The following is a 21,985-nucleotide window of genomic DNA, read 5'->3' on the forward strand; positions in this document are numbered from 1 at the left end:
AGGCTGCTCCACCCCGCGTCCGTGGAAGCGCACTATACTCGGATAGGTTTGTGATGCAACCCCTTTTTCACATAAATCATTAACTTTGTATGTAAAGTGAACGGCATTGCGACATTTAGACTATTTTTTGCTCTGAATTTGCCAAAGGGCATGCGATCGCATTTCATTCGCTTTGTCGGTTTGTTATCTTCATCACGCGGAAATGGGCAACTTAAAGACGAGATATAATGAAAGGACGTTGGGCGAAGTATCTGATGGCGGGCGCAATGGTAGCGATTCTTGCGGCCTGTTCTTCCAAACCGACCGATCGCGGTCAGCAGTATAAAGACGGGAAGTTATCCCAGCCTTTCTCTTTAGTTAATCAGCCTGACGCCGTTGGCGCGCCGATCAACGCCGGTGATTTCTCCGAGCAGGTCTACCAGATCCGCAATGCGTCGCCGCGTCTGTATAGCTCACAGAACAATGTTTATAGCGCGGTACAGGACTGGCTGAAGGCGGGCGGCGATACGCGCAACATGCGCCAGTTTGGTATTGATGCCTGGCAAATGGAAGGGGCGGATAACTACGGCAACGTCCAGTTCACCGGCTATTACACGCCCGTGGTTCAGGCGCGACACACGCGCCAGGGCGAGTTCCAGTACCCTATCTACCGTATGCCGCCAAAACGCGGCCGTCTGCCGTCCCGCGCCGAAATCTACGCCGGTGCGCTGAGCGAAAACTACGTCCTGGCCTACAGCAACTCCCTGATGGATAATTTCATCATGGACGTGCAGGGCAGCGGCTACATTGATTTTGGCGACGGTTCACCGCTCAACTTCTTCAGCTATGCCGGGAAAAACGGCCATGCCTACCGCAGCATCGGTAAGGTGCTGATTGACCGCGGCGAAGTGAAAAAAGAAGATATGTCGATGCAGGCGATCCGCGAGTGGGGCGAAAAGCACAGTGAAGCCGAGGTGCGCGAGCTGCTGGAGCAGAACCCATCGTTCGTCTTCTTCAAGCCGCAAAACTTCGCCCCGGTGAAAGGGGCCAGCGCCGTGCCGCTGATTGGCCGCGCGTCGGTGGCATCGGATCGTTCTATCATTCCTGCGGGTACCACGCTGCTGGCGGAAGTCCCTCTGCTCGACAACAACGGCAAGTTCAACGGCAAATATGAGCTGCGTCTGATGGTAGCCCTGGATGTGGGCGGAGCGATTAAGGGCCAGCACTTTGATATCTATCAGGGCATTGGCCCGGATGCCGGTCACCGTGCAGGCTGGTATAACCACTACGGACGCGTATGGGTGCTGAAGGCCGCGCCGGGCACCGGAAACGTATTCAGCGGCTGATTGTGGTATTCTGAGCGCAATACGGATTACTGTTCAGGGTGAGGAAAACCTCACCCTTTTTACATCTGAGGTTTTATGTCTGTGGTAATCAGCGATGCCTGGCGCCAGCGTTTTGGCGGCACGGCACGTCTCTATGGTGAAAAAGCCCTGCAGCTGTTTGCGGATGCGCACGTCTGCGTCGTGGGCATTGGCGGTGTCGGCTCCTGGGCGGCGGAAGCGCTGGCGAGAACCGGGATTGGCGCAATCACGCTGATTGATATGGATGACGTTTGTGTGACCAACACTAACCGTCAGATCCACGCCCTGCGTGATAACGTCGGTCTGGCGAAGTCCGAGGTGATGGCGGAGCGCATTCGCCTCATCAATCCGGAGTGTCGGGTGACGGTGATCGACGACTTTGTGACGGCAGATAACGTCGCGGAGTACATGAGCAAAGGCTACAGCTATGTGATTGACGCCATCGACAGCGTGCGGCCTAAAGCGGCGCTGATCGCATACTGCCGTCGTTACAAGGTGCCGCTGGTCACGACCGGCGGCGCGGGCGGGCAAATCGATCCCACGCAGATCCAGGTTGCCGATCTGGCGAAAACCATTCAGGATCCGCTGGCTGCCAAGCTGCGTGAACGCCTGAAGAGCGACTTCAATGTGGTGAAGAACAGCAAGGGCAAGCTGGGCGTCGACTGCGTGTTCTCCACCGAAGCGCTGGTCTACCCGCAGGCGGATGGTTCAGTTTGTGCGATGAAAAGCACGGCGGAAGGGCCAAAACGCATGGACTGCGCGTCAGGCTTTGGGGCGGCCACCATGGTAACCGCCTCTTTTGGCTTTGTGGCGGTCTCTCACGCCCTGAAGAAGATGATGGCGAAGGCGGAACGTCAGGCCTGAGCCTGACGTGCGGCGTCCAGCACCGCGTCGCTGAGCGCGATCAGGCCCTGACCGCGCGAGGCGCTAAGCTGCGCGCGCAGCCCCAGCTCGTCGAACAGCGCCAGCGGCGAGTGCGTTAACAATTCCGCCGCGCTTTTCCCCTCAATGGCGGTTAACAGGACCGCCAGCAGGCCCCGGACGATGCGCCCTTCGCTGTCGCCGAAGAAATGCAGCTTCTCGCCGGAGACGCTCACGCCCAGCCAGACGCGGTTTTCACAGCCCGCAATCTCTTTCGCCTGCGCTTTAAGATCGTCGGAAAGAGCTGGCAGCTGTTTACCCAGCAGGATCAGCTGACGATATTTATCTTCCCACTGCTGGAGCGGGGCGAAGGTCTGTTTTAAGGTCTCTTCAGTGATGACCGTGCCAAACGGATGTCCGGCTAAAGCAGCGCTAGTCATTAATCCACCAGTATTTCAAGGGCGCGGTCAACGGCGCTAACCAGCGCGTCGACATCGCTTTGGGTATTATACGGCGCAAACGAGGCGCGCAGCGTACCGCTTACGCCGAGCGCCGCCAGCAGCGGCTGGGCGCAGTGCTGTCCGGCGCGCAGGGCAATGCCGTACCCGGCCAGCAGCGTCACCATATCGCTATGATGCACACCAGCAAAATCAAAGGCGAGCAGGCTGGAATCCTGAACGCGGAACGAGCGGAAACCCGGGCGTTTTTTCAGTTCTTCCTCAGCCAGCGTCGCCAGCCCTCGGCTCCAGCTTTCCGCCTGAACCACGTCCGTTTCCGCCAGCCATTCAAGTGCGGCGCTCAGGCCGATGACCCCGGCCACGTTCGGCGTGCCCGCTTCCAGACGGTAAGGCACCTCCTGCGTTTTAAAACCGTCGAAGGTCACCTCGGTAATCATTTTGCCGCCGCCGAGCCACGGCGTCATTTTTGCCAGCAGTTCTGGCTTACCGTACAGCGCGCCAATCCCGGTTGGCCCGTAGAGTTTGTGCCCGGAGAAGGCATAGAAGTCGATATCCAGCGCCTGCACATCAGCGGGGAAATGAACCACGCCCTGAGCACCGTCGACCATCACCACCACGCCGCTGGCATGGGCAATCTCAATGGCGCGAGCCAGATCCGGACAGCCGCCGGTGACGTTGGACATCTGCCCCAGCGCCAGAATACGGCTGCGGGGGGTAATCAGCTCAGGGAGACGGGCCACGTCAGGCAGAAAGTCTGCACTCAACGGGAGCTTAATAACGCGCGCGCCCGTTTGCTCAGCCACCATCAGCCACGGCACCATGTTAGCGTGGTGCTCTGCTTCGCTGACAATGATTTCGTCCCCTGGCTGCAGCAGCGGGCGGGCATAGCTCTGGGCCACCATATTGATGGCTTCAGTCGTACCGCGCGTCCAGACGATATTTTTCCCGCTTTCGGCATTGATCAGGCGTGCAACCTGATCGCGTGCGGCTTCATAGCGCGCGGTCAGGCGCTGCGCTTCGGCAAACTGGCTGCGATGTACGTTGCCGGCGCTCAGGCTGTAGAACTGCTGCGTGGCCTCGATCACCGCCTGGGGCTTCAGGGCCGTGGCGGCGCTATCAAGATAAATACCGGCATCGGCCAGCGCCGGAAACTGTGCGCGAAACTGCGCAGGACTGAAAGCGTTCATGGAATTCCTCGTGTCGATAGAGAGATCGTCGCGCAATTTCAGCGGCAGGGCAAGGAAGTTGATATCTATCAGATTTGTCTGCTTATCCTGGCGACCTCGAAAAAGCAGGTTATGCTAAATAGTGTTAGGCGGATGTTTTAGCCTGTTATAAATCGAGGTTTGAATAGCATTAATTGCTAAAGGAGAATAATCATGAATAAGACAGCTGCAATCATTTCTGCCTGTGCGTTTACTTTTGCCCTGAGCGCCTGTTCTGGTAACAACTACGTGATGCACACAAACGATGGTCGTTCTATCGTTTCGGAAGGGAAACCGACTACCGATAACGATACCGGGATGATTTCGTACAAAGATGCTAACGGGAACAAGCAGCAGATCAACCGCACGGACGTGAAAGAGATGAAAGAGATCGAGCATTAACCGATCGCAGGCGAAAAAAAAGCACCGCAAATTGGCGGTGCTACATTAATCACTATGGACAGACAGGGTAAATGTACAGGAAGTGAAAAATTGGTAGCGTTGCTACCGTGGTCTGAATCGCAGACCAATTGCAAACACAACAACACAACATCACAACCGTAAGCCAAAAGCCCTTCAGAACACGCATTCCGAAAAAAGCTCTTCGTTCCGGCTCAGGAAGTGCCGCCACTATAGGTATTTGCTGGTAGTTCCTCAACGGACAAATTATAATGGCTCAGATAAAAAAAACTAATAGGTTAAACGTTGTTTCCTGTTTGTTAAATTCCGTTAACATCTAAGCCAGATAACCATGTCAAAGCGATTGCCACCCCTTAATGCATTACGCGTTTTTGATGCAGCAGCACGTCACCTGAGCTTCACCCGTGCGGCAGATGAGCTTTTTGTGACACAGGCCGCAGTAAGTCACCAAATCAAGTCCCTGGAGGATTTCCTGGGCCTTAAGCTGTTCCGCCGACGCAATCGTTCCTTGCTGTTGACCGAAGAGGGGCAGAGCTATTTTCAGGATATTAAAGAGATTTTTTCCCAGCTCACGGAAGCCACGCGTAAGCTGCAGGCACGCAGTGCAAAAGGTGCCCTGACTGTTAGTTTATTGCCCAGTTTTGCCATTCAGTGGTTGGTGCCCAGACTCTCAAGCTTTAACTCAGCTTATCCGGGGATCGACGTTCGAATCCAGGCGGTGGATCGTCAGGAAGACAAGCTGGCCGATGATGTGGATGTCGCCATTTTTTATGGTCGCGGCAACTGGCCGGGCTTGCGTGTCGAGAAATTATACGCAGAATATCTGCTGCCGGTCTGTTCGCCTCTGCTTTTAACAGGCGACAAGGCGCTGAAAACACCCGCTGACCTGGCGCAGCATACGCTTTTACATGATGCCTCTCGCCGCGACTGGCAAACTTATACCCGTCAATTAGGTCTTAGTCATATAAACGTGCAGCAGGGCCCCATTTTTAGCCATAGTGCGATGGTGCTACAGGCTGCCATTCACGGACAGGGCGTGGCGTTGGCGAACAACGTGATGGCGCAGTCCGAAATTGAGGCAGGCCGTCTGGTTTGCCCTTTTAATGATGTACTGGTCAGCAAGAATGCATTTTATCTGGTTTGTCATGACAGTCAGGCAGAACTGGGTAAAATAGCCGCCTTCCGGCAGTGGATACTGGCGAAAGCGGCAAGCGAGCAAGAAAAATTCCGCTTCAGGTATGAACAATAACGTTTGTGTGCCGGGCACGCATTAATTCAGGACTTAAACATGACCAGCCGATTCATGCTGATTTTTGCCGCGGTGAGTGGCTTTATTTTTGTTGCACTGGGCGCCTTTGGCGCGCACGTATTGAGCAAGTCTTTGGGCGCCGTCGAGATGGGCTGGATCCAGACCGGCCTTGAATACCAGGCGTTTCATACGCTGGCTATTTTTGGGCTGGCGGTAGCGATGCAGCGCCGGATAAGCATCTGGTTTTACTGGAGTAGCGTATTTATGGCGCTGGGTACCGTGCTGTTTAGCGGCAGCCTTTACTGTCTGGCCCTCTCGCATTTGCGCCTGTGGGCGTTTGTTACACCTGTCGGCGGCGTGAGCTTCCTGGCGGGTTGGGTATTAATGTTTATCGGAGCTATCCGTCTGAAACGCAAGGGCGTTGTTCATGAATAAGGTTGTTTTATATTGTCGCCCGGGGTTTGAGAAAGAGTGCGCCGCGGAAATTACCGATAAAGCGGCGAAGCGCGAAGTCTTCGGCTTTGCTCGCGTAAAAGAAAATGCGGGCTATGTGGTATTCGAATGTTATCAGCCTGAAGACGCCGATAAGCTGGCGCGCGAGCTGCCGTTCAGCTCGCTGATCTTCGCCCGCCAGATGTTCGTCGCGGGTGAGTTGCTGAAAGATCTTCCGCCGGAAGATCGCATCACGCCGATTGTGGGCATGCTGCAGGGCGTGGTGGAGAAGGGCGGCGACCTGCGCGTTGAGGTTGCCGATACCAACGAAAGCAAAGAGCTGATGAAGTTTTGCCGTAAGTTCACCGTGCCGCTGCGCGCAGCGCTGCGTGACGCGGGCATACTGACAAACTACGAAACGCCGAAGCGTCCGGTGGTGCATATCTTCTTTATCGCACCGGGCTGCTGCTATGCGGGCTATTCGTACACCAATAACAATTCGCCATTCTTTATGGGCATCCCGCGCCTGAAGTTCCCGGCAGATGCGCCGAGCCGTTCAACCCTGAAGCTGGAAGAGGCGTTTCACGTCTTTATCCCGGCAGATGAGTGGGACGAGCGTCTGGCTAACGGCATGTATGCCGTCGACCTTGGCGCGTGCCCGGGCGGCTGGACCTATCAGCTGGTGAAACGCAACATGTGGGTGTCGTCTGTGGATAACGGTCCAATGGCGCAAAGCCTGATGGACACAGGGCAGGTCACCTGGCTGCGAGAAGACGGTTTCCGCTATCGCCCAACCCGCAACAACATCTCGTGGATGGTGTGCGACATGGTGGAGAAGCCGGCGAAAGTGGCCGCGCTGATGGCCTCCTGGCTGGTGAACGGCTGGTGCCGTGAGACCATTTTCAACCTCAAGCTGCCGATGAAAAAGCGCTACGAGGAGGTATCCCAGAACCTGGCCTATATTCAGGCACAGCTGGATGAGCACGGTATTAACGTGGAGATCCAGGCGCGTCAGTTGTACCACGACCGCGAAGAGGTAACGGTACACATCCGTCGCTGGTGGGCGGCTGTAGGCGGACGTCGCGACGAGCGATAGTGCGTGCTTTGTTTTGCCCGGTGGCGCTGCGCTTACCGGGCCTACAAAACCGTGTTGACGTTTTAACGTTCTAACCGCAACTGCTGTAAATTCCCGTCCAGCTGTAAATCTGTCTGTAGCGTCGCCACCTCGCGGCAGATAAACGCCATCTCTTTATGCGCCTCCAGCTTCTTGCGCCACTTTTCTGGCACCTCATCCAGACGGGCGTAAATCCCTTCCAGACTCTGAAAATCGGTCAGCAACTGGGCGGCGCTCTTTGGTCCAATACCGGCGACACCCGGAACCTTAGAGCTGCTGATGCCTGCCAGACCCCAATAATCCGGCAGTTGCTCAGGCAAGACGCCGAACTCGCTGGCAATAAACGGCGCGTCCAGCCAGCGTTTTTGAAAATAGTCGCGAATGCGGATCGTGGGGAAGAGCAGCTGGCAGTAGCCTTTGTCAGTTGAAACGATAGTGGCCTGATGCCCGGCACTTGCCACTTTTACGGCCAGGGTGGCCGCGAGATCGTCGGCTTCATTGCCCTGTGCACCCCAGCAGGGGACGCCACGCTGCTCAAAGGCGGCACGCAGAGCGGGCATTTCGGCATGGAGATCGTCCGGCATCGGCGCGCGTCCAGCCTTGTAGTCGGGCAGGCGCTGATGTCGCCAGCCGCTGTTGCGCGCTTCGTCATCAAACACGGCCACGACGTGCGTCGGCTCGCTGTGGCGAATAAGCTGCTCCAGCGCGTGCAGGCAGGTGTCCTTGCAGGGCGTGCCTTGTACCGCATGGATTCGGCGAATCAGATTGAGCGCGTCGACGATAAGCAAATGAACAGCCACAGATATTCTCCCTTAAATCTAATGGGTAAAGGGTATCACTGTCGGCAGGATGAAACGAATAGCGTGAGGGAAAACAGGAAGAAGCCTCGCAAAACGAGGCTTCCTGAGAGGCTTAATCGCAGGTTACGATCTTCATCGCCAGGCCGCCGCGAGAGGTTTCGCGGTATTTGGCGTTCATATCTTTACCGGTTTCGTACATGGTTTCGATAACTTTATCGAGACAGACGCGTGGCTCACTGGTGCGGCGCAGCGCCATACGCGCCGCGTTCACCGCTTTGACGGAGGCGATGGCGTTACGCTCGATGCACGGCACCTGTACCTGTCCGGCAACCGGATCGCAGGTTAGCCCCAGGTTATGTTCCATGCCGATTTCCGCAGCGATGCAGACCTGCGCCGGGCTTGCGCCCAACAGTTCCGCCAGGCCCGCTGCCGCCATGGAGCATGCCACGCCGACTTCGCCCTGACAGCCTACTTCCGCACCGGAAATGGAAGCGTTCATTTTATACAGAGAACCAATCGCGCTGGCGACCAGCAGGTAGCGCGCCAGGGAGTTAGCGTTCACTTCACGGATAAACTTGTCGTAGTACGCCAGCACGGCCGGAACGATACCGCAGGCACCGTTGGTTGGCGCCGTGACGACGCGGCCCCCTGCGGCGTTCTCTTCGTTCACCGCCAGGGCGAACATGTTGATCCAGTCGACGACGGCCATCGGGTCCGTTGTCGTTTTGTCGGTGCTCACCAGCATACGACGTAGCGCCGCCGCACGACGCGGTACGCGAAGCTTGCCCGGCAGAACGCCTTCGGTGGTGATCCCGCGCTCAATGCCGCCGCGCATCACTTCCCAGACGCTAGCGAAATGCTGTTCCAGCTCCTCTTTGCTGTGAAGGGCCAGCTCGTTTTTCATCATCAGGCCGGAGAGGGAAAGCCCCGTCTCCTGGCAGTGGCGCTGGAGATCTGCCGCGGTTTTGTACGGATACGGGACCTCAACAGAAGAGGTGGTGGTTTGACCAAAGTGGTCTTCATCGACGATAAAGCCGCCGCCGATGGAGTAATACGTCTGGCTGTAAACCGCTTTGTCGCCGGCCAGCGCGGTAATGCGCATGCCGTTTTCGTGCAGCGACAGGTTGTCCGCATGGAAATTCATGCAGTGGTCAACCGGGAATTCAACCTCATGCTCACCGTTTGCCAGCAGCAAACGACCGTGGGTGTTCACGTCCTGGATGAAGCCAGGGATCGCGTCAATATCAACGGTATCCGGCAGATTTCCCGCCAGGCCCATGATAATGGCGATATCGGTATGGTGGCCTTTCCCGGTCAGGGAAAGCGAGCCGTACACATCGACAACCACGCGGGTGATGTCGTGCAGAATGCCGCGTGCAATCAAGTCATCCGTGAACTGCTTACCGGCTTTCATTGGTCCGACGGTGTGAGAGCTGGAAGGACCAATACCGATTTTGAAAATATCGAATACGCTAATCATGATGCGTCCATTGCTTTCAGTCAGAGGGGGAGGAGTGCGCCGCCCGAAGGCGGCGCGGGCGTTCATCAGAACATGGTGTACAGGGAGTAGAAGATCGCAGAGATAGCGATAAGGCCCATGATAACCACAAACACGTTGCTGACCTGGCCGCTGTACTTGCGCATGGCAGGCACTTTCTGAATCGCGTACATCGGCATCAGGAACAGAATCATCGCGATAACCGGGCCACCCAGGGTTTCAATCATGCCCAGGATGCTTGGGTTCAGGGTCGCTACCGCCCAGGTGGTGAGCAGCATGAACAGTGCAGTGATTTTGTTCAGCTTGTTGATTTCAATGCTCTTGCCTTTACCGCGCAGAGATTTAATCACCATACCGTTGAAGCCTTCACGCGCGCCCAGGTAGTGGCCCAGGAAGGATTTGGTGATGGCGATCATCGCGATGATCGGTGCCATCCACGCAATCAGCGGTGCGTTAAAGTGGTTCGCCAGGTAAGACAGAATAGAGATGTTCTGTTCTTTCGCTGCCGCCAGGTCCGCCGGGGAGAGGCTCAGTACGCAGCTGAAGACGAAGAACATCACGGTCAGCACCATCATCACGTGAGCGCGGGCCAGGATGCTGGAGCACTTCTTCTCTGCACCATTACCGTACTCTTCGCGTTTCGCCACGGCGAAAGAGGAGATGATTGGGGAGTGGTTGAAGGAGAAGACCATTACCGGGATCGCCAGCCACAGGGTCATCAGCAGGCCGTTACCGGTCGCAGACGCGCTGCTCAGGGACAGGGTTTCCAGCGCTGCACCGTTCCACTGTGGGATCAGGTAGCAGGCCAGCAGCATCAGCGCAGCCACAAACGGGAAGACCAGCACGCTCATGGCCTTAACAATCATCTGCTCGCCGAAGCGCACGATGGTCATCATGCCGACGATCAGGATCAGAGACAGAATGGCACGCGGTGGCGGCGTCATGTGCAACTGGTGCGTCATGAAGCTTTCTACGGTGTTGGTGATCGCCACGCTGTAGACGAGCAGGATTGGGTAAATCGCGAAGAAGTAGAGCAGGGTAATCAGTTTACCTGCGCCAACGCCGAAATGTTCTTCAACCACTTCGGTGATGTCTTCGCCCGGGTTTTTACCGGACAGCACGAAGCGGGTCAGACCGCGGTGTGCGAAGTAGGTCATCGGGAAGGCGATGATGGCCATGATGATCAGCGGAATCAGACCGCCGACGCCTGCGTTGATAGGAAGGAACAGTACACCAGCGCCGATTGCCGTGCCGTAAAGGCCCAGCATCCACATGGTATCCGTTTTGCGCCAACCACTTCGGGATTCAATCGAAGCAACGGTGCTGGTTTGAGTGGTTTCCATCTGTATCTCCTGGAGGAAGCAAATTGTCAGGTTTTTAGTCAAATCCGATGAAAAAGTGCCTGACGGTAATATGAAATTCGTTCAGTGACGGTTTTTTAATAATTTTCGCCCGTAACTATTGGCGGGCGGAAAGATACATTCTCGTTATGAATCTATCAGTGATCGCGATCCCAAATGCAATAATCCACTTATGATGTGGGCATCTTTAGACCATTTATCTGTTAAAAAAACATCAAATAGAATTTACGGGCGCGAAGGCTACCACCAACGACATGTGGGCTAAAAGAGCGGCCCGCAATATAGGTGTCTTCCGCTGTAAAGATATGGCTTTTTAGGATTTTCTTGCGGGTAATTTAGTTTAAGGCTGATAAATTACGGTTGTTAAATGGAGGTAATCGATTGCGTTCGCCGTAAGTTTGTTAAAGTTATAAGTGAGGCCTATGAATTGATTCGCTAATAAAAAAGCCGGGACCCGCTACAGGGTGCCCCGGCTTTGAGAAGAAGAAACTGAGCGTTACGTGCAGATTTCGTAGCACGGAATGTAGGCTGAACCCGGCAACTTCATGCGGTGTTGAGCCACAAAGCCCTGAAGCATGTCGTCCATACGGCGCATCATCTCCGGGTCGCCGTGGATCTTGTACGGACCATACTGCTCAATCGCGCGGATGCCCATCTCCTTCACGTTGCCCGCCACAATCCCGGAGAAGGCGCGACGCAGGTCGGCGGCCAGCACTTCCACCGGCTGGTCCGGGTAGAGTTTCAGGTTCGCCATATTTTCATGGGTCGGCTCGAACGGGATCTGCAGGTCAGGCGCAATGCGGATTGACCAGTTAAAGCTGTACGCATCACCGGTATCACGACGATTCTCTTTCACCAGCGGCATCGCTTTTTTCATCTGGCGCGCCACTTCCGCCGCATCATCAATGATGATGCGATAGTGACGACGCGCGGCTTCTCCCAGCGTATGCACGATAAACTCGTCCAGCACGCGGAAGTAGTCGGCGCTCTCTTTCGGGCCGGTCAGGATCAGCGGCAGAACCTGATCTTTGTTGGCCGGGTTCATCAGAATCCCCAGCAGATAGAGCAGCTCTTCCGCCGTTCCCACGCCGCCCGGGAAGATGATAATCCCGTGAGCGATACGAACAAACGCCTCAAGACGCTTCTCGATATCCGGCATGATAATCAGCTCATTGACCAGCGGGTTAGGCGGCTCAGCGGCGATGATTGACGGCTCGGTCATGCCGATAAACCGCCCCTCTTTGTAACGCTGCTGCGCATGACCCACGGCTGCACCTTTCATTGGTGCTTCCATTGCACCCGGACCACAGCCGGTACAGATATTCAGCTCGCGCAGGCCAAGCTGCGTTCCGACCCGACGGGCATAGAGATATTCGGTTTCGTTAATCGAGTGGCCGCCCCAGCAGACGACCATGTTTGGTGCTTCGCCAACGTGCAGGGCGCGGGCGTTGCGCAGAATAGAGAACACCAGGTTGGTGATATGAACGGAGCTTTCCAGGTCGAGATGCTGGAAGCGGCCCGCGTTGTGAATCTGCCCGTTAACAAACAGGATGTCGCGCAGGACGGCAAACAGGTTGGCCTGAAGGGAACGAATGATACGTCCGTCGACAAAGGCCTCTTCCGGCGGGTTGATCACTTCCAGTTTCACGCCACGCTCGCGGCGCAGCACGTTAATATCAAAGCTTTCGAAGCGGGACAGCAGTTCTTTACTGTTATCTGTCAGGCTTCCGGAGTTCAGTACGGCAAGTGAACAGTTACGAAACAGTTGATAAAGATCGCTGCTGGCCGTGCGTTTAAGCATGTCCACTTCCAGCTGCGACAACATATCCATTGAGCCAAGCGGGCTAATATGTGTAATCAAGTGAGCTCCTTATGGGACGATTATCGTCATTCCCTTTGATTACAATAGCCCTGGCGCGTGACGTTTCACAACACTTCGGAGGAATACCGCACGCATATTGTGAAAATATTTATATTATTGACGCACCAGCCGGCCCGTTGCCGGCACAAAATCGGTGTTAGTGCGCCACGGGTTAATGTCCAGCCCGCCACGGCGGGTATAGCGCGCGTAAACGCTCAGTTTCTCCGGCTGGCAGAAACGCTGAATATCGTTAAAAATACGCTCCACGCACTGCTCGTGAAATTCGTTGTGATGGCGGAACGACACCAGATAGCGCAGCAGTTTTTCCCGGTCAATTTTCGGGCCTCGGTACTGGATCTGCACCGAACCCCAGTCCGGCTGGTGGGTAATCAGGCAGTTGGACTTCAGCAAATGGCTGACGAGCGTCTCTTCAACCACTTTTCCGCTCGCCGCGTTTTCGAGGTAATCGGCGCTGAATTCATAATTCTCCACCTCGATGTCCTGCTCGTCGATGCAGGTTCCGTGGAAGTGGGCGATGGGCTGTCCTTCCAGCTCGTGCAGGCGGTATAACGAGACGGACACGTTCCCCTGTGCGCAGGCGGCTAAATCCCGCTCCAGCGTTTGCTGAACCTCGTCCCAGCTGTTGAATCGGGTCTGGTTGAAGCTGTTGAGATAGAGCTTAAAGCTTTTGGACTCGACCAGGTTCACGCTGGCATAGTCCAGCTCAACGTGGCCCACGGCCACCTGCGGCAGACCGCGCGCGTTAAGCCAGGAGAGTTCGTACAGCGTCCAGATATCGCCGCCGACAAACGGCAACGCGTCCGCATGCAGTCCAAGAGGATCGCGGTTCAGGCTGCGCGGCACGCCCTGCAGCAGGCTTGCATCGTAGGTATCGCGGTAATCGGTCGATTTACCCAGCGTTAGGCCGGTTAACGCCTGATGATTTTCGTAAGACATGTTTCATAGCCACTTTACAGGTACACTTATGGGCAGAGTTTATCCTGTCTTACAAGAAGAGAGAAATCGGTGGACATCGAAACTGCAAATGCCCTTACTACCTTCACAACCCGCTATTGCGACGCGTGGCATGAAAAGCACGGAACATGGCCGCAAAGCGCTGATTTATATGGCGTGCCGTCGCCGTGCATTATCTCTTCGCAGGATGACTATGTTATCTGGCAGCCGAAGCCCAATACCGCTGAGCAAAATGTAAATGCGGTTGAACGGGCTATGGACCTTGTGGTACAACCAGCGGTTCACGCGTTTTATGCCACGCAGTTTGCAGGGGATATGCCCGCGCGCTTGGGTGATTTGACGCTGACGCTGTTGCAGACCTGGAGCGAAGACGATCTGCAGCGTGTTCAGGAAAACCTGATTGGTCATCTGGTCACGCAAAAACGCCTTAAGCTTTCTCCGACGCTCTTTATTGCCACGCTGGACAGCGAACTGGATGTGATATCCGTCTGCAACCTGTCCGGGGAAGTGATTAAAGAGACCATCGGTACCCGCAATCGCGAAACGCTCGCCCCCTCTCTTGCGGATTTCCTTACCCGGCTTGAGCCACTTCTGTAATCCATGATGCTACGACGCGTGTGAGAGATCTCTTACAAGGTTTGTGAGAGATCGCTGGATCATTCAGTATTGCCTTATTTAATTCAGATTAATATCACTCTGTTTTTCAAAGAATTAGTTGTTCATCGCATCTTTTTTAGGGATTTCTTACGGCTTACAGTGCTGCAAGGGTGGGTTGTAAGACGAAGCGGAATAGCGGATTCTATCTCCGTCGACAGGATGCCGACACGAGAAACGAACATCAGGATGATGGCGTTTCTTACTCAGGACACGTCAGGATGGCGCTGCAGGAAGGCTTCAGGATGAAGCAAAAGGATAACGCAGGACGCGTAAGGGACACCTCCAGGAAGGAGAACGAGAACCGAACAGGATGGTCGGTGGGTCAGGAAGGCCAGGACGTTTCAGGATGAAACAAACACGTCAGGAAGATGTGTGCAGGATGCAAAAGGTATAAGGATGACCAGGCCTTCGGGCATCAGGAAAAGTTGTCACGGAAGAGCAGGGAGCACGAATTGTAGCTGGAATGCTGCGAAACGAACCGGGAGCACTGTTTTTACAGTGCTCCCTTTTTTATTTCTGTCTTCCGCAATGCTATGCTGCGCGCCGTTCACTTTTTCAGTTGAGGTTACTATGACGCAACACGATAGCGTTCGTGCTCAGTTGCACGCCATCGAAGCCCTTTTGCGCCAGCATCAGCTGTGGCAGGAGACCGCGCCGAATCCGGAAGCGTTTGCCAGTACCCAGCCATTCTGCCTGGATACGCTGGCACCGTTCGAGTGGCTCCAGTGGGTATTAATTCCGCGCATGCACGCGCTGCTGGAAGGCGGTCACCCTTTGCCGCAGGCGTTCGCCGTTTCTCCCTACTATGAAATGGCGCTTGAGGCGACGCACCCTGCGCGCGATGTGATGCTGGTTGAGCTGGAAAAACTGGACGCCCTGTTTGCCGGTGAAGAGGCATGACGCTGGAAATCCTCTATCAGGACGAGTGGCTGGTGGCGGTGAGTAAACCGTCTGGCTGGCTGGTGCACCGCAGCTGGCTGGATCGCGATGAGAAAGTGGTGGTGATGCAAACCGTGCGCGACCAGATTGGTCAGCATGTGTTTACCGCGCACCGCCTCGACAGACCGACTTCCGGCGTGCTGCTGATGGGGCTTTCCAGCGAGGCGGGCCGCCTGCTGGCGCAGCAGTTCGAACAGCACCAGATCCAGAAGCGCTACCACGCGATCGTTCGTGGCTGGCTGACCGAATCCGCCACGCTGGACTATCCGCTGGTGGAGGAGCTGGACAAAATCGCCGATAAATTTGCCCGCGATGACAAAGGCCCGCAGCCCGCGGTGACGGATTATCGCGGCATGGCGACAACGGAAATGCCGGTAGCAACCAGCAAATTCCCCACCACACGCTACAGCCTGGTTGAGCTTTTGCCCAAAACCGGACGCAAGCACCAGCTTCGCCGTCATCTTGCGCACCTGCGCCACCCGATTATTGGCGACAGCAAGCACGGCGATCTGCGCCAGAACCGCAGCGCGGCAGAGCATTTTGGCTGTAACAGACTGATGCTGCACGCCAGCGAGCTTAGCCTGACTCACCCGTTTACCGGTGAACCACTGATTATTCGTGCCGGGCTGGACGACGTCTGGATGCAGGCGCTGTCACAGTTTGGCTGGCGGGGACAACTCCCCGAAAATGAAAGGGTTGAGTTTGTATCAGGCAACGTTCAGGATGAACGGTAAGCGCAATAATTACGGGAGCAAAGCATGGCTGAAGTAGGCATTTTTGTCGGCACGATGTATGGCAACTCGCTGCTGGTAGCGGAAGAGGCTGAGGCGATTTTGACAAGCCAGGGCCATAAAGCCACGGTCTATGAAGACCCGGAACTGGCGGACTGGGAAAAGTATAAAGATAAATACATTCTGGTAGTGACCTCCACCACCGGTCAGGGCGATCTCCCGGACAGTATCGTGCCGCTTTTCCAGGGCATTAAAGATCGGCTTGGCTACCAGCCGGGCGTTCACTACGGCATTATTGCCCTCGGCGATAGCTCTTACGCCAACTTCTGCGGCGGCGGCAAGCAGTTCGATGCGCTTCTTCAGGAACAGAGCGCCCAGCGCGTCGGCGAGATGCTGTTGATTGATGCCGGTGAGCATCCTGAACCCGAAAGCGAGTCGAACCCGTGGGTTGAACACTGGGCAACGCTTCTTAAATAGTTTCGTAGGCCGGGTAAGGCGTAGCCGCCTCCCGGCAACAAAGCCGCATCAAATCCTCAATTCCGTGAAGTATCTTCCACTGCTTTGGGCTTATGCCTCAAACCACGTTCCCCACACTCCTCAATGTTGTGTTTCTGCACGGTGAGCGAACCTGTCACTCCTTCATATACTTTTCCGGTCACAATAAAACGGCTTCAGGCCGTACTAAAACGACAAAAACTTATCTCATTCTGATTACCCTACCGGTGCTGTACAGAATGAACAGGCGAAAGCTATGTTTCAGGAGTGCAACAATGAGTACATTAAGCCACGCAGCGAGCAGCGCTGAAAAGCGCACTAACGCCCGCTACTGGATAGTGGTGATGCTGTTTATCGTCACGTCCTTTAACTATGGTGACCGCGCCACGCTGTCGATTGCCGGCTCGGAAATGGCAAAAGACATCGGCCTTGATCCGGTGGGCATGGGTTACGTTTTCTCTGCATTCTCGTGGGCCTACGTCATCGGCCAAATTCCTGGCGGCTGGCTGCTGGACCGTTTTGGCTCTAAACGCGTCTATTTCTGGTCCATCTTTATCTGGTCTGCTTTTACCCTTTTGCAGGGTTTCGTCGATATCTTCAGCGGCTTTGGCATTATCGTGGCGCTCTTCACGCTGCGCTTCCTGGTGGGGTTAGCTGAAGCGCCTTCCTTCCCGGGCAACAGCCGCATTGTCGCGGCCTGGTTTCCTGCGCAGGAGAGGGGAACAGCGGTGGCAATTTTTAACTCCGCCCAGTATTTCGCAACGGTGATCTTTGCGCCCATTATGGGCTGGCTGACGCATGAGGTGGGCTGGTCGCACGTCTTCTTCTTTATGGGCGGGCTTGGGATCGTCATCAGCTTTATTTGGCTGAAAGTGATCCACGAACCGAATCAGCACCCTGGCGTGAACAAGAAGGAGCTGGAATACATTGCTGAGGGCGGGGCGCTGATCAATATGGATCAGAAATCTGACAAAGCAAAAGTCCCCTTCAGCCAGAAATGGGCGCAGATCAAGCAGCTCGTCGGCTCGCGCATGATGATCGGTATCTATCTCGGCCAGTACTGTATCAACGCTTTAACCTACTTCTTTATCACTTGGTTCCCGGTTTATCTGGTGCAGGCGCGCGGCATGTCGATCCTCAAAGCGGGGTTTGTTGCCTCGGTCCCGGCAATCTGCGGCTTCATCGGCGGCGTGCTTGGCGGGGTCATTTCCGACTGGCTGATGCGCCGCACGGGTTCGCTGAACATCGCGCGTAAAACGCCGATTGTGCTCGGCATGCTGCTTTCCATGACCATGGTGTTCTGTAACTACGTCAGTGCCGAGTGGATGATTATCGGCTTTATGGCGATGGCCTTCTTCGGCAAAGGGATTGGCGCGCTGGGCTGGGCGGTGATGGCGGATACGGCACCGAAAGAGATCAGCGGCCTGAGCGGCGGTCTGTTCAATATGTTCGGCAACGTTTCCGGGATTGTCACGCCTATCGCTATCGGCTACATCGTCGGCACCACGGGGTCTTTCAACGGCGCGCTGATCTACGTTGGTGTGCATGCCCTGGTGGCGGTGCTGAGTTACCTGGTGCTGGTGGGCGATATTAAACGCGTCGAACTTAAACCTGTCGTGGAGCGCGGATGATGACAACACAATCAAGCCCTATCGTCACGGAAATGAAAGTTATCCCGGTGGCCGGTCAGGACAGCATGCTGCTCAATATTGGCGGCGCGCATAACGCATGGTTTACCCGCAATATCGTGGTGTTGACCGATAGTGCAGGCAATACCGGGGTAGGTGAAGCCCCCGGCGGGGAAGTGATCTACCAGACCCTGGTAGAGGCTATTCCACAGGTCGTGGGTCAGGAAGTGGCTCGTCTGAACAAGGTGGTTCAGCGGGTGCATAAGGGCAATCAGTCGGCGGACTTTGATACCTTCGGCAAGGGCGCGTGGACGTTTGAACTGCGCGTCAATGCGGTCGCCGCCCTGGAAGCGGCGCTGCTGGATTTACTCGGTAAAGCCCTTAACGTTCCGGTCTGCGAACTGCTGGGGCCGGGCAAACAGCGCGATGCGGTCACCGTGCTGGGCTATCTGTTCTACGTTGGCGATCGCAATAAAACCGATCTCCCCTATCTGGCTCGTTCACCGGGTGACCACGACTGGTATCAGCTGCGCCATCAGGAAGCGCTCTCCAGCGAGACGGTTGTGCGCCTGGCTGAAGCTGCGCAGGATCGCTACGGCTTTAAGGATTTCAAGCTGAAAGGCGGCGTGCTGCCCGGCGAGCAGGAGATTGAAACGGCCCGGGCGCTGAAAAAACGCTTCCCGGAGGCGCGCATCACCGTTGACCCGAACGGCGCCTGGCTGCTGGATGAGGCGATTAGCCTGTGTAAAGGTCTCGGTGACGTGCTGACCTACGCGGAAGACCCGTGCGGCGCGGAGCAGGGCTTCTCTGGCCGCGAGGTGATGGCGGAATTCCGCCGCGCAACCGGGCTGCCGGTTGCGACCAATATGATCGCCACCAACTGGCGCGAAATGGGCCACGCGGTGATGCTGAACGCCGTCGACATTCCGCTGGCAGATCCGCACTTCTGGACGCTCTCCGGCGCGGTGCGCGTGGCGCAGCTGTGCGATGACTGGGGCCTGACCTGGGGCTGCCACTCCAACAACCATTTCGATATCTCGCTGGCAATGTTTACCCACGTTGGCGCGGCGGCGCCGGGTAACCCGACCGCCATCGACACCCACTGGATTTGGCAGGAAGGCGAAGCTCGCCTGACGAAAAATCCGCTGGAGATCAAAAACGGTAAAATTGCCGTACCCGATGCGCCGGGGCTGGGCGTGGAGCTTGACTGGGATCAGGTTCATCAAGCCCATGAGGCGTATAAAAAGCTACCAGGCGGCGCGCGTAACGACGCGGGCCCGATGCAGTACCTTATCCCCGGCTGGACATTTGACCGTAAGCGCCCTGTTTTTGGACGTCACTAATAAAAGGATTACACGATGAGTACTTTTACGACCCCTGTCGTCACCTCCATGCAAATCATTCCGGTCGCAGGTCATGACAGCATGCTGATGAACCTGAGCGGGGCGCATGCGCCGTTCTTCACGCGCAATATTGTCATTATCAAAGACAATGCCGGCCATACCGGCGTGGGTGAAATTCCGGGCGGGGAGAAGATCCGCAAAACGCTGGAGGATGCCATTCCGCTGGTGGTGGGCAAAACGCTGGGTGAGTACAAAAATGTCCTCAACACCGTGCGCAATACCTTTGCCGATCGCGATGCCGGCGGCCGCGGCCTGCAAACATTCGATTTGCGCACCACTATCCACGTGGTGACCGGCATTGAAGCCGCGATGCTGGATCTGCTGGGCCAGCACCTGGGCGTTAACGTCGCGTCGCTGCTGGGCGAGGGCCAGCAGCGCAGTGAAGTGGAGATGCTCGGCTATCTGTTCTTTGTCGGCGACCGCAAGCTGACGCCGCTGCCGTATCAGAGCCAGCCGGATGAGCAATGTGACTGGTACCGCGTTCGTCACGAAGAAGCGATGACCCCGGATGCGGTGGTGCGGCTGGCAGAAGCCGCGTATGAAAAATATGGCTTCAATGATTTCAAACTGAAAGGCGGCGTGCTGGCGGGGGAAGAGGAGGCGGAAGCCATTACCGCGCTGGCAAAACGTTTCCCGCAGGCGCGCGTGACGCTGGATCCGAACGGCGCGTGGTCGCTTGATGAAGCGATCGATATTGGCAAGCAGCTGAAAGGCGTGCTGGCGTACGCGGAAGATCCGTGCGGGGCTGAGCAAGGCTTTTCGGGCCGCGAAGTCATGGCGGAATTCCGTCGCGCTACGGGGCTACCGACCGCGACCAATATGATCGCCACCGACTGGCGTCAGATGGGGCACACGCTCTCTCTGCAATCGGTGGATATCCCGCTGGCGGACCCGCACTTCTGGACAATGCAGGGCTCGGTTCGCGTGGCGCAGATGTGCCACGAGTTTGGCCTGACCTGGGGCTCGCACTCCAACAACCATTTTGACGTGTCGCTGGCGATGTTTACCCACGTTGCCGCCGCCGCGCCGGGCACCATTACCGCTATCGACACGCACTGGATCTGGCAGGAGGGTAACCAGCGCCTCACCAAAGAGCCGTTTGAGATCAAAGGTGGCATGGTGCAGGTGCCGTCCACGCCGGGGTTGGGCGTTGAGCTGGATATGGATCAGGTGATGAAAGCACACGAGCTGTATCAAAAACACGGTCTGGGCGCGCGCGACGACGCGATGGCGATGCAGTACCTGATCCCTGACTGGACATTCGACAATAAACGTCCGTGCATGGTACGATAAACGCATTGGGACCGCTCCCATGGGCGGTTTCCTACGTGGTGTATGCTTAACGTAACGACTATGCGTAAGGATGGCTTATGAAAATTGTTATCGCACCGGACTCGTATAAGGAAAGTTTGAGTGCGCTTGAGGTTGCGACAGCGATCGAGCGCGGTTTTCGCGAGATTTTCCCTGAGGCGGAGTACGTCAAACTGCCGGTCGCTGATGGCGGTGAAGGCACGGTTGAGGCGATGATCGCGGCAACCCGGGGACGCATTGTGCACGTTCCGGTGACCGGTCCGCTGGGCGAGCGCGTGGACGGGTTTTATGGGATATCCGGTGACGAGCAGAGCGCCTTTATTGAAATGGCGGCGGCAAGCGGTCTGGAACTGGTAGCCCCTTCACTGCGTGACCCTCTGAAAACGACCTCCTGGGGCACGGGGGAACTTATCCGCCACGCGCTGGATGCGGGCGTTAAGCATATCATCATCGGTATCGGCGGCAGCGCCACCAATGACGGCGGCGCCGGGATGGTGCAGGCGCTGGGGGCTAAGCTGCTGGACGACAATGAACAGCCGCTGGGGCAGGGCGGGGGCGAGCTGGATAAGCTTGCGCGGATTGACCTGAGCGGCCTCGACCAGCGTCTGGCGGAGTGCCGGATAGAAGTCGCCTGCGATGTGACGAATCCGCTCACCGGTAAGGATGGCGCGTCAGCGGTATTTGGCCCGCAAAAGGGCGCCACACCCGAGATGATCGTCACTCTGGACAACGCGCTTGCGCACTATGCGAGAGTCATTGCCCGGGATCTGGACATTGATGTGCTCAACCTTGCTGGCGGCGGCGCGGCGGGTGGCATGGGCGCGGCGCTGTACGCTTTTTGTGGCGCGCAGTTGCGCCAGGGCATTGAGATTGTGACCGATGCGCTACACCTGGCCGACCAGGTGGCCGATGCGGATCTGGTGATCACCGGGGAAGGCCGCATCGACAGCCAGACGATCCACGGCAAAGTGCCGGTAGGGGTGGCGAAAGTGGCGAAACGCTTTAATAAGCCCGTTATCGGCATTGCAGGTAGCCTGACGGCGGATGTTGGCGTGGTACACGATCACGGCTTAGACGCGGTGTTTAGCGTGATCTACACCATCTGCTCGCTGGAGGACGCGCTGGAAAATGCCAGCGCGAATGTACAGATGGCCGCAAGGAATATCGCGGCGGTGCTGAAAGTAGGGCAGGCATTTTAACTGTGATTGCCGGGGGGTGGCTTCGCCTTACCCGGCCTACGTTAG

Annotated in this window: 21 protein-coding genes; 14 read left to right on the top strand and 7 right to left on the bottom strand. The window is 56.4% G+C overall.

What is annotated here, in order from left to right; translation table 11 throughout:
• Nucleotides 1–227 precede the first annotated feature (227 nt).
• Both mltA and tcdA read left to right on the top strand, forming a co-directional pair.
• Nucleotides 228–1,325: a murein transglycosylase A gene (gene mltA / locus IM313_RS12385; RefSeq protein WP_028014275.1), complete on the top strand. Its 1,098-nt coding sequence runs from the start codon at nucleotides 228–230 to the stop codon at nucleotides 1,323–1,325.
• Nucleotides 1,326–1,400: 75 nt separating this feature from the next.
• A complete protein-coding gene (gene tcdA, locus IM313_RS12390) occupies nucleotides 1,401–2,207 on the top strand; it encodes a tRNA cyclic N6-threonylcarbamoyladenosine(37) synthase TcdA (protein WP_006811804.1) in 807 nt (268 codons plus the stop codon).
• Here tcdA and csdE read toward each other — a convergent pair.
• Together csdE and csdA are read right to left on the bottom strand one after the other, a co-directional pair.
• Entirely contained in the window at nucleotides 2,198–2,644 is a 447-nt protein-coding gene (gene csdE, locus IM313_RS12395; protein ID WP_047364461.1) for a cysteine desulfurase sulfur acceptor subunit CsdE, read from the bottom strand. The two genes, tcdA and csdE, sit on opposite strands and share 10 nt — an antisense overlap.
• On the bottom strand, nucleotides 2,644–3,849 hold the full coding sequence (gene csdA, locus IM313_RS12400) for a cysteine desulfurase CsdA (protein WP_192971670.1): 1,206 nt from the start codon (nucleotides 3,847–3,849) through the stop codon (nucleotides 2,644–2,646). Before csdA ends, csdE begins: the two co-directional genes overlap by 1 nt.
• Nucleotides 3,850–4,041: 192 nt before the next feature.
• On the opposite strand from csdA, the gene IM313_RS12405 reads away from it, so the two are divergent.
• The 4 genes from IM313_RS12405 to rlmM all read left to right on the top strand — a co-directional run bounded on the left by IM313_RS12405 (nucleotide 4,042) and on the right by rlmM (nucleotide 7,064).
• Nucleotides 4,042–4,269 carry a YgdI/YgdR family lipoprotein gene (locus IM313_RS12405; protein WP_008499648.1) on the top strand — a complete coding sequence of 76 codons (228 nt, stop codon included), beginning with the start codon at nucleotides 4,042–4,044 and terminating at the stop codon, nucleotides 4,267–4,269.
• Between the two features lie 349 nt (nucleotides 4,270–4,618).
• A complete protein-coding gene (gene gcvA, locus IM313_RS12410; RefSeq protein ID WP_014885066.1) occupies nucleotides 4,619–5,536 on the top strand; it encodes a glycine cleavage system transcriptional regulator GcvA in 918 nt (305 codons plus the stop codon).
• 39 nt (nucleotides 5,537–5,575) lie between these two features.
• Nucleotides 5,576–5,971, top strand: a complete 396-nt coding sequence (locus IM313_RS12415) for a DUF423 domain-containing protein (protein WP_028014272.1) — start codon at nucleotides 5,576–5,578, stop codon at nucleotides 5,969–5,971.
• On the top strand, nucleotides 5,964–7,064 hold the full coding sequence (gene rlmM, locus IM313_RS12420; protein ID WP_028014271.1) for a 23S rRNA (cytidine(2498)-2'-O)-methyltransferase RlmM: 1,101 nt from the start codon (nucleotides 5,964–5,966) through the stop codon (nucleotides 7,062–7,064). The genes IM313_RS12415 and rlmM overlap by 8 nt, the downstream gene beginning before the upstream one ends.
• A 62-nt stretch (nucleotides 7,065–7,126) precedes the next feature.
• Here rlmM and xni read toward each other — a convergent pair whose 3' ends face one another.
• The 5 genes from xni to queF all read right to left on the bottom strand — a co-directional run bounded on the left by xni (nucleotide 7,127) and on the right by queF (nucleotide 13,559).
• Nucleotides 7,127–7,882 (bottom strand): flap endonuclease Xni, encoded by a 756-nt coding sequence (gene xni / locus IM313_RS12425; RefSeq protein WP_192971671.1) that lies wholly within the window; start codon nucleotides 7,880–7,882, stop codon nucleotides 7,127–7,129.
• 112 nt (nucleotides 7,883–7,994) lie between these two features.
• Nucleotides 7,995–9,362, bottom strand: a complete 1,368-nt coding sequence (sdaB, locus tag IM313_RS12430; protein WP_028014269.1) for an L-serine ammonia-lyase II — start codon at nucleotides 9,360–9,362, stop codon at nucleotides 7,995–7,997.
• Between the two features lie 65 nt (nucleotides 9,363–9,427).
• Nucleotides 9,428–10,723 (bottom strand): HAAAP family serine/threonine permease, encoded by a 1,296-nt coding sequence (locus IM313_RS12435; RefSeq protein WP_028014268.1) that lies wholly within the window; start codon nucleotides 10,721–10,723, stop codon nucleotides 9,428–9,430.
• A 514-nt stretch (nucleotides 10,724–11,237) separates the two neighbouring features.
• Nucleotides 11,238–12,602, bottom strand: a complete 1,365-nt coding sequence (gene ppnN / locus IM313_RS12440; RefSeq protein ID WP_023309027.1) for a nucleotide 5'-monophosphate nucleosidase PpnN — start codon at nucleotides 12,600–12,602, stop codon at nucleotides 11,238–11,240.
• A 114-nt stretch (nucleotides 12,603–12,716) separates the two neighbouring features.
• The gene (gene queF, locus IM313_RS12445; protein ID WP_028014267.1) at nucleotides 12,717–13,559 is read right to left on the bottom strand and encodes an NADPH-dependent 7-cyano-7-deazaguanine reductase QueF; all 843 of its coding nucleotides are present in this window, start codon (nucleotides 13,557–13,559) and stop codon (nucleotides 12,717–12,719) included.
• Between the two features lie 69 nt (nucleotides 13,560–13,628).
• Between queF and syd the strand changes: the two genes are divergently transcribed.
• The 8 genes from syd (at nucleotide 13,629) to IM313_RS12485 (ending at nucleotide 21,940) form a co-directional block, all read left to right on the top strand.
• Complete coding sequence (syd, locus tag IM313_RS12450) at nucleotides 13,629–14,174, top strand: SecY-interacting protein (protein WP_028014266.1); 546 nt, start codon at nucleotides 13,629–13,631, stop codon at nucleotides 14,172–14,174.
• Nucleotides 14,175–14,804: 630 nt separating this feature from the next.
• Nucleotides 14,805–15,134, top strand: coding sequence for a YqcC family protein (locus tag IM313_RS12455; protein WP_028014265.1), 330 nt, complete (start codon nucleotides 14,805–14,807; stop codon nucleotides 15,132–15,134).
• Nucleotides 15,131–15,907, top strand: a complete 777-nt coding sequence (gene truC, locus IM313_RS12460; RefSeq protein WP_192971672.1) for a tRNA pseudouridine(65) synthase TruC — start codon at nucleotides 15,131–15,133, stop codon at nucleotides 15,905–15,907. The genes IM313_RS12455 and truC overlap by 4 nt, the downstream gene beginning before the upstream one ends.
• Before the next feature lie 24 nt (nucleotides 15,908–15,931).
• Nucleotides 15,932–16,381: a flavodoxin gene (locus IM313_RS12465; RefSeq protein WP_045261315.1), complete on the top strand. Its 450-nt coding sequence runs from the start codon at nucleotides 15,932–15,934 to the stop codon at nucleotides 16,379–16,381.
• Nucleotides 16,382–16,674: 293 nt separating this feature from the next.
• Nucleotides 16,675–18,030, top strand: a complete 1,356-nt coding sequence (gene gudP / locus IM313_RS12470; RefSeq protein WP_041908405.1) for a galactarate/glucarate/glycerate transporter GudP — start codon at nucleotides 16,675–16,677, stop codon at nucleotides 18,028–18,030.
• Nucleotides 18,030–19,370, top strand: a complete 1,341-nt coding sequence (locus tag IM313_RS12475; protein ID WP_063155170.1) for an enolase C-terminal domain-like protein — start codon at nucleotides 18,030–18,032, stop codon at nucleotides 19,368–19,370. The genes gudP and IM313_RS12475 overlap by 1 nt, the downstream gene beginning before the upstream one ends.
• A 15-nt stretch (nucleotides 19,371–19,385) precedes the next feature.
• Nucleotides 19,386–20,723 carry a glucarate dehydratase gene (gene gudD / locus IM313_RS12480; protein WP_045261271.1) on the top strand — a complete coding sequence of 446 codons (1,338 nt, stop codon included), beginning with the start codon at nucleotides 19,386–19,388 and terminating at the stop codon, nucleotides 20,721–20,723.
• A gap of 77 nt (nucleotides 20,724–20,800) precedes the next feature.
• Nucleotides 20,801–21,940 (top strand): glycerate kinase, encoded by a 1,140-nt coding sequence (locus IM313_RS12485; protein WP_028014259.1) that lies wholly within the window; start codon nucleotides 20,801–20,803, stop codon nucleotides 21,938–21,940.
• Nucleotides 21,941–21,985 lie beyond the last annotated feature (45 nt).

Source organism: Enterobacter cloacae complex sp. P2B, from assembly GCF_014895985.1.
GTDB lineage: Bacteria > Pseudomonadota > Gammaproteobacteria > Enterobacterales > Enterobacteriaceae > Enterobacter > Enterobacter bugandensis.

Bases quoted from the DNA above. Each gene is read 5' to 3' on its own strand.
- IM313_RS12485 (WP_028014259.1), top strand. From the start codon at position 20,801: ATGAAAATTGTTATCGCACCGGACTCGTATAAGGAAAGTTTGAGTGCG.
- gudP (WP_041908405.1), top strand. From the start codon at position 16,675: ATGAGTACATTAAGCCACGCAGCGAGCAGCGCTGAAAAGCGCACTAAC.
- sdaB (WP_028014269.1), bottom strand. From the start codon at position 9,362: ATGATTAGCGTATTCGATATTTTCAAAATCGGTATTGGTCCTTCCAGC.
- IM313_RS12415 (WP_028014272.1), top strand. From the start codon at position 5,576: ATGACCAGCCGATTCATGCTGATTTTTGCCGCGGTGAGTGGCTTTATT.
- gudD (WP_045261271.1), top strand. From the start codon at position 19,386: ATGAGTACTTTTACGACCCCTGTCGTCACCTCCATGCAAATCATTCCG.
- truC (WP_192971672.1), top strand. From the start codon at position 15,131: ATGACGCTGGAAATCCTCTATCAGGACGAGTGGCTGGTGGCGGTGAGT.
- csdE (WP_047364461.1), bottom strand. From the start codon at position 2,644: ATGACTAGCGCTGCTTTAGCCGGACATCCGTTTGGCACGGTCATCACT.
- IM313_RS12455 (WP_028014265.1), top strand. From the start codon at position 14,805: ATGACGCAACACGATAGCGTTCGTGCTCAGTTGCACGCCATCGAAGCC.
- IM313_RS12465 (WP_045261315.1), top strand. From the start codon at position 15,932: ATGGCTGAAGTAGGCATTTTTGTCGGCACGATGTATGGCAACTCGCTG.
- IM313_RS12405 (WP_008499648.1), top strand. From the start codon at position 4,042: ATGAATAAGACAGCTGCAATCATTTCTGCCTGTGCGTTTACTTTTGCC.
- rlmM (WP_028014271.1), top strand. From the start codon at position 5,964: ATGAATAAGGTTGTTTTATATTGTCGCCCGGGGTTTGAGAAAGAGTGC.
- mltA (WP_028014275.1), top strand. From the start codon at position 228: ATGAAAGGACGTTGGGCGAAGTATCTGATGGCGGGCGCAATGGTAGCG.
- csdA (WP_192971670.1), bottom strand. From the start codon at position 3,849: ATGAACGCTTTCAGTCCTGCGCAGTTTCGCGCACAGTTTCCGGCGCTG.
- IM313_RS12475 (WP_063155170.1), top strand. From the start codon at position 18,030: ATGACAACACAATCAAGCCCTATCGTCACGGAAATGAAAGTTATCCCG.
- tcdA (WP_006811804.1), top strand. From the start codon at position 1,401: ATGTCTGTGGTAATCAGCGATGCCTGGCGCCAGCGTTTTGGCGGCACG.
- IM313_RS12435 (WP_028014268.1), bottom strand. From the start codon at position 10,723: ATGGAAACCACTCAAACCAGCACCGTTGCTTCGATTGAATCCCGAAGT.
- gcvA (WP_014885066.1), top strand. From the start codon at position 4,619: ATGTCAAAGCGATTGCCACCCCTTAATGCATTACGCGTTTTTGATGCA.
- queF (WP_028014267.1), bottom strand. From the start codon at position 13,559: ATGTCTTACGAAAATCATCAGGCGTTAACCGGCCTAACGCTGGGTAAA.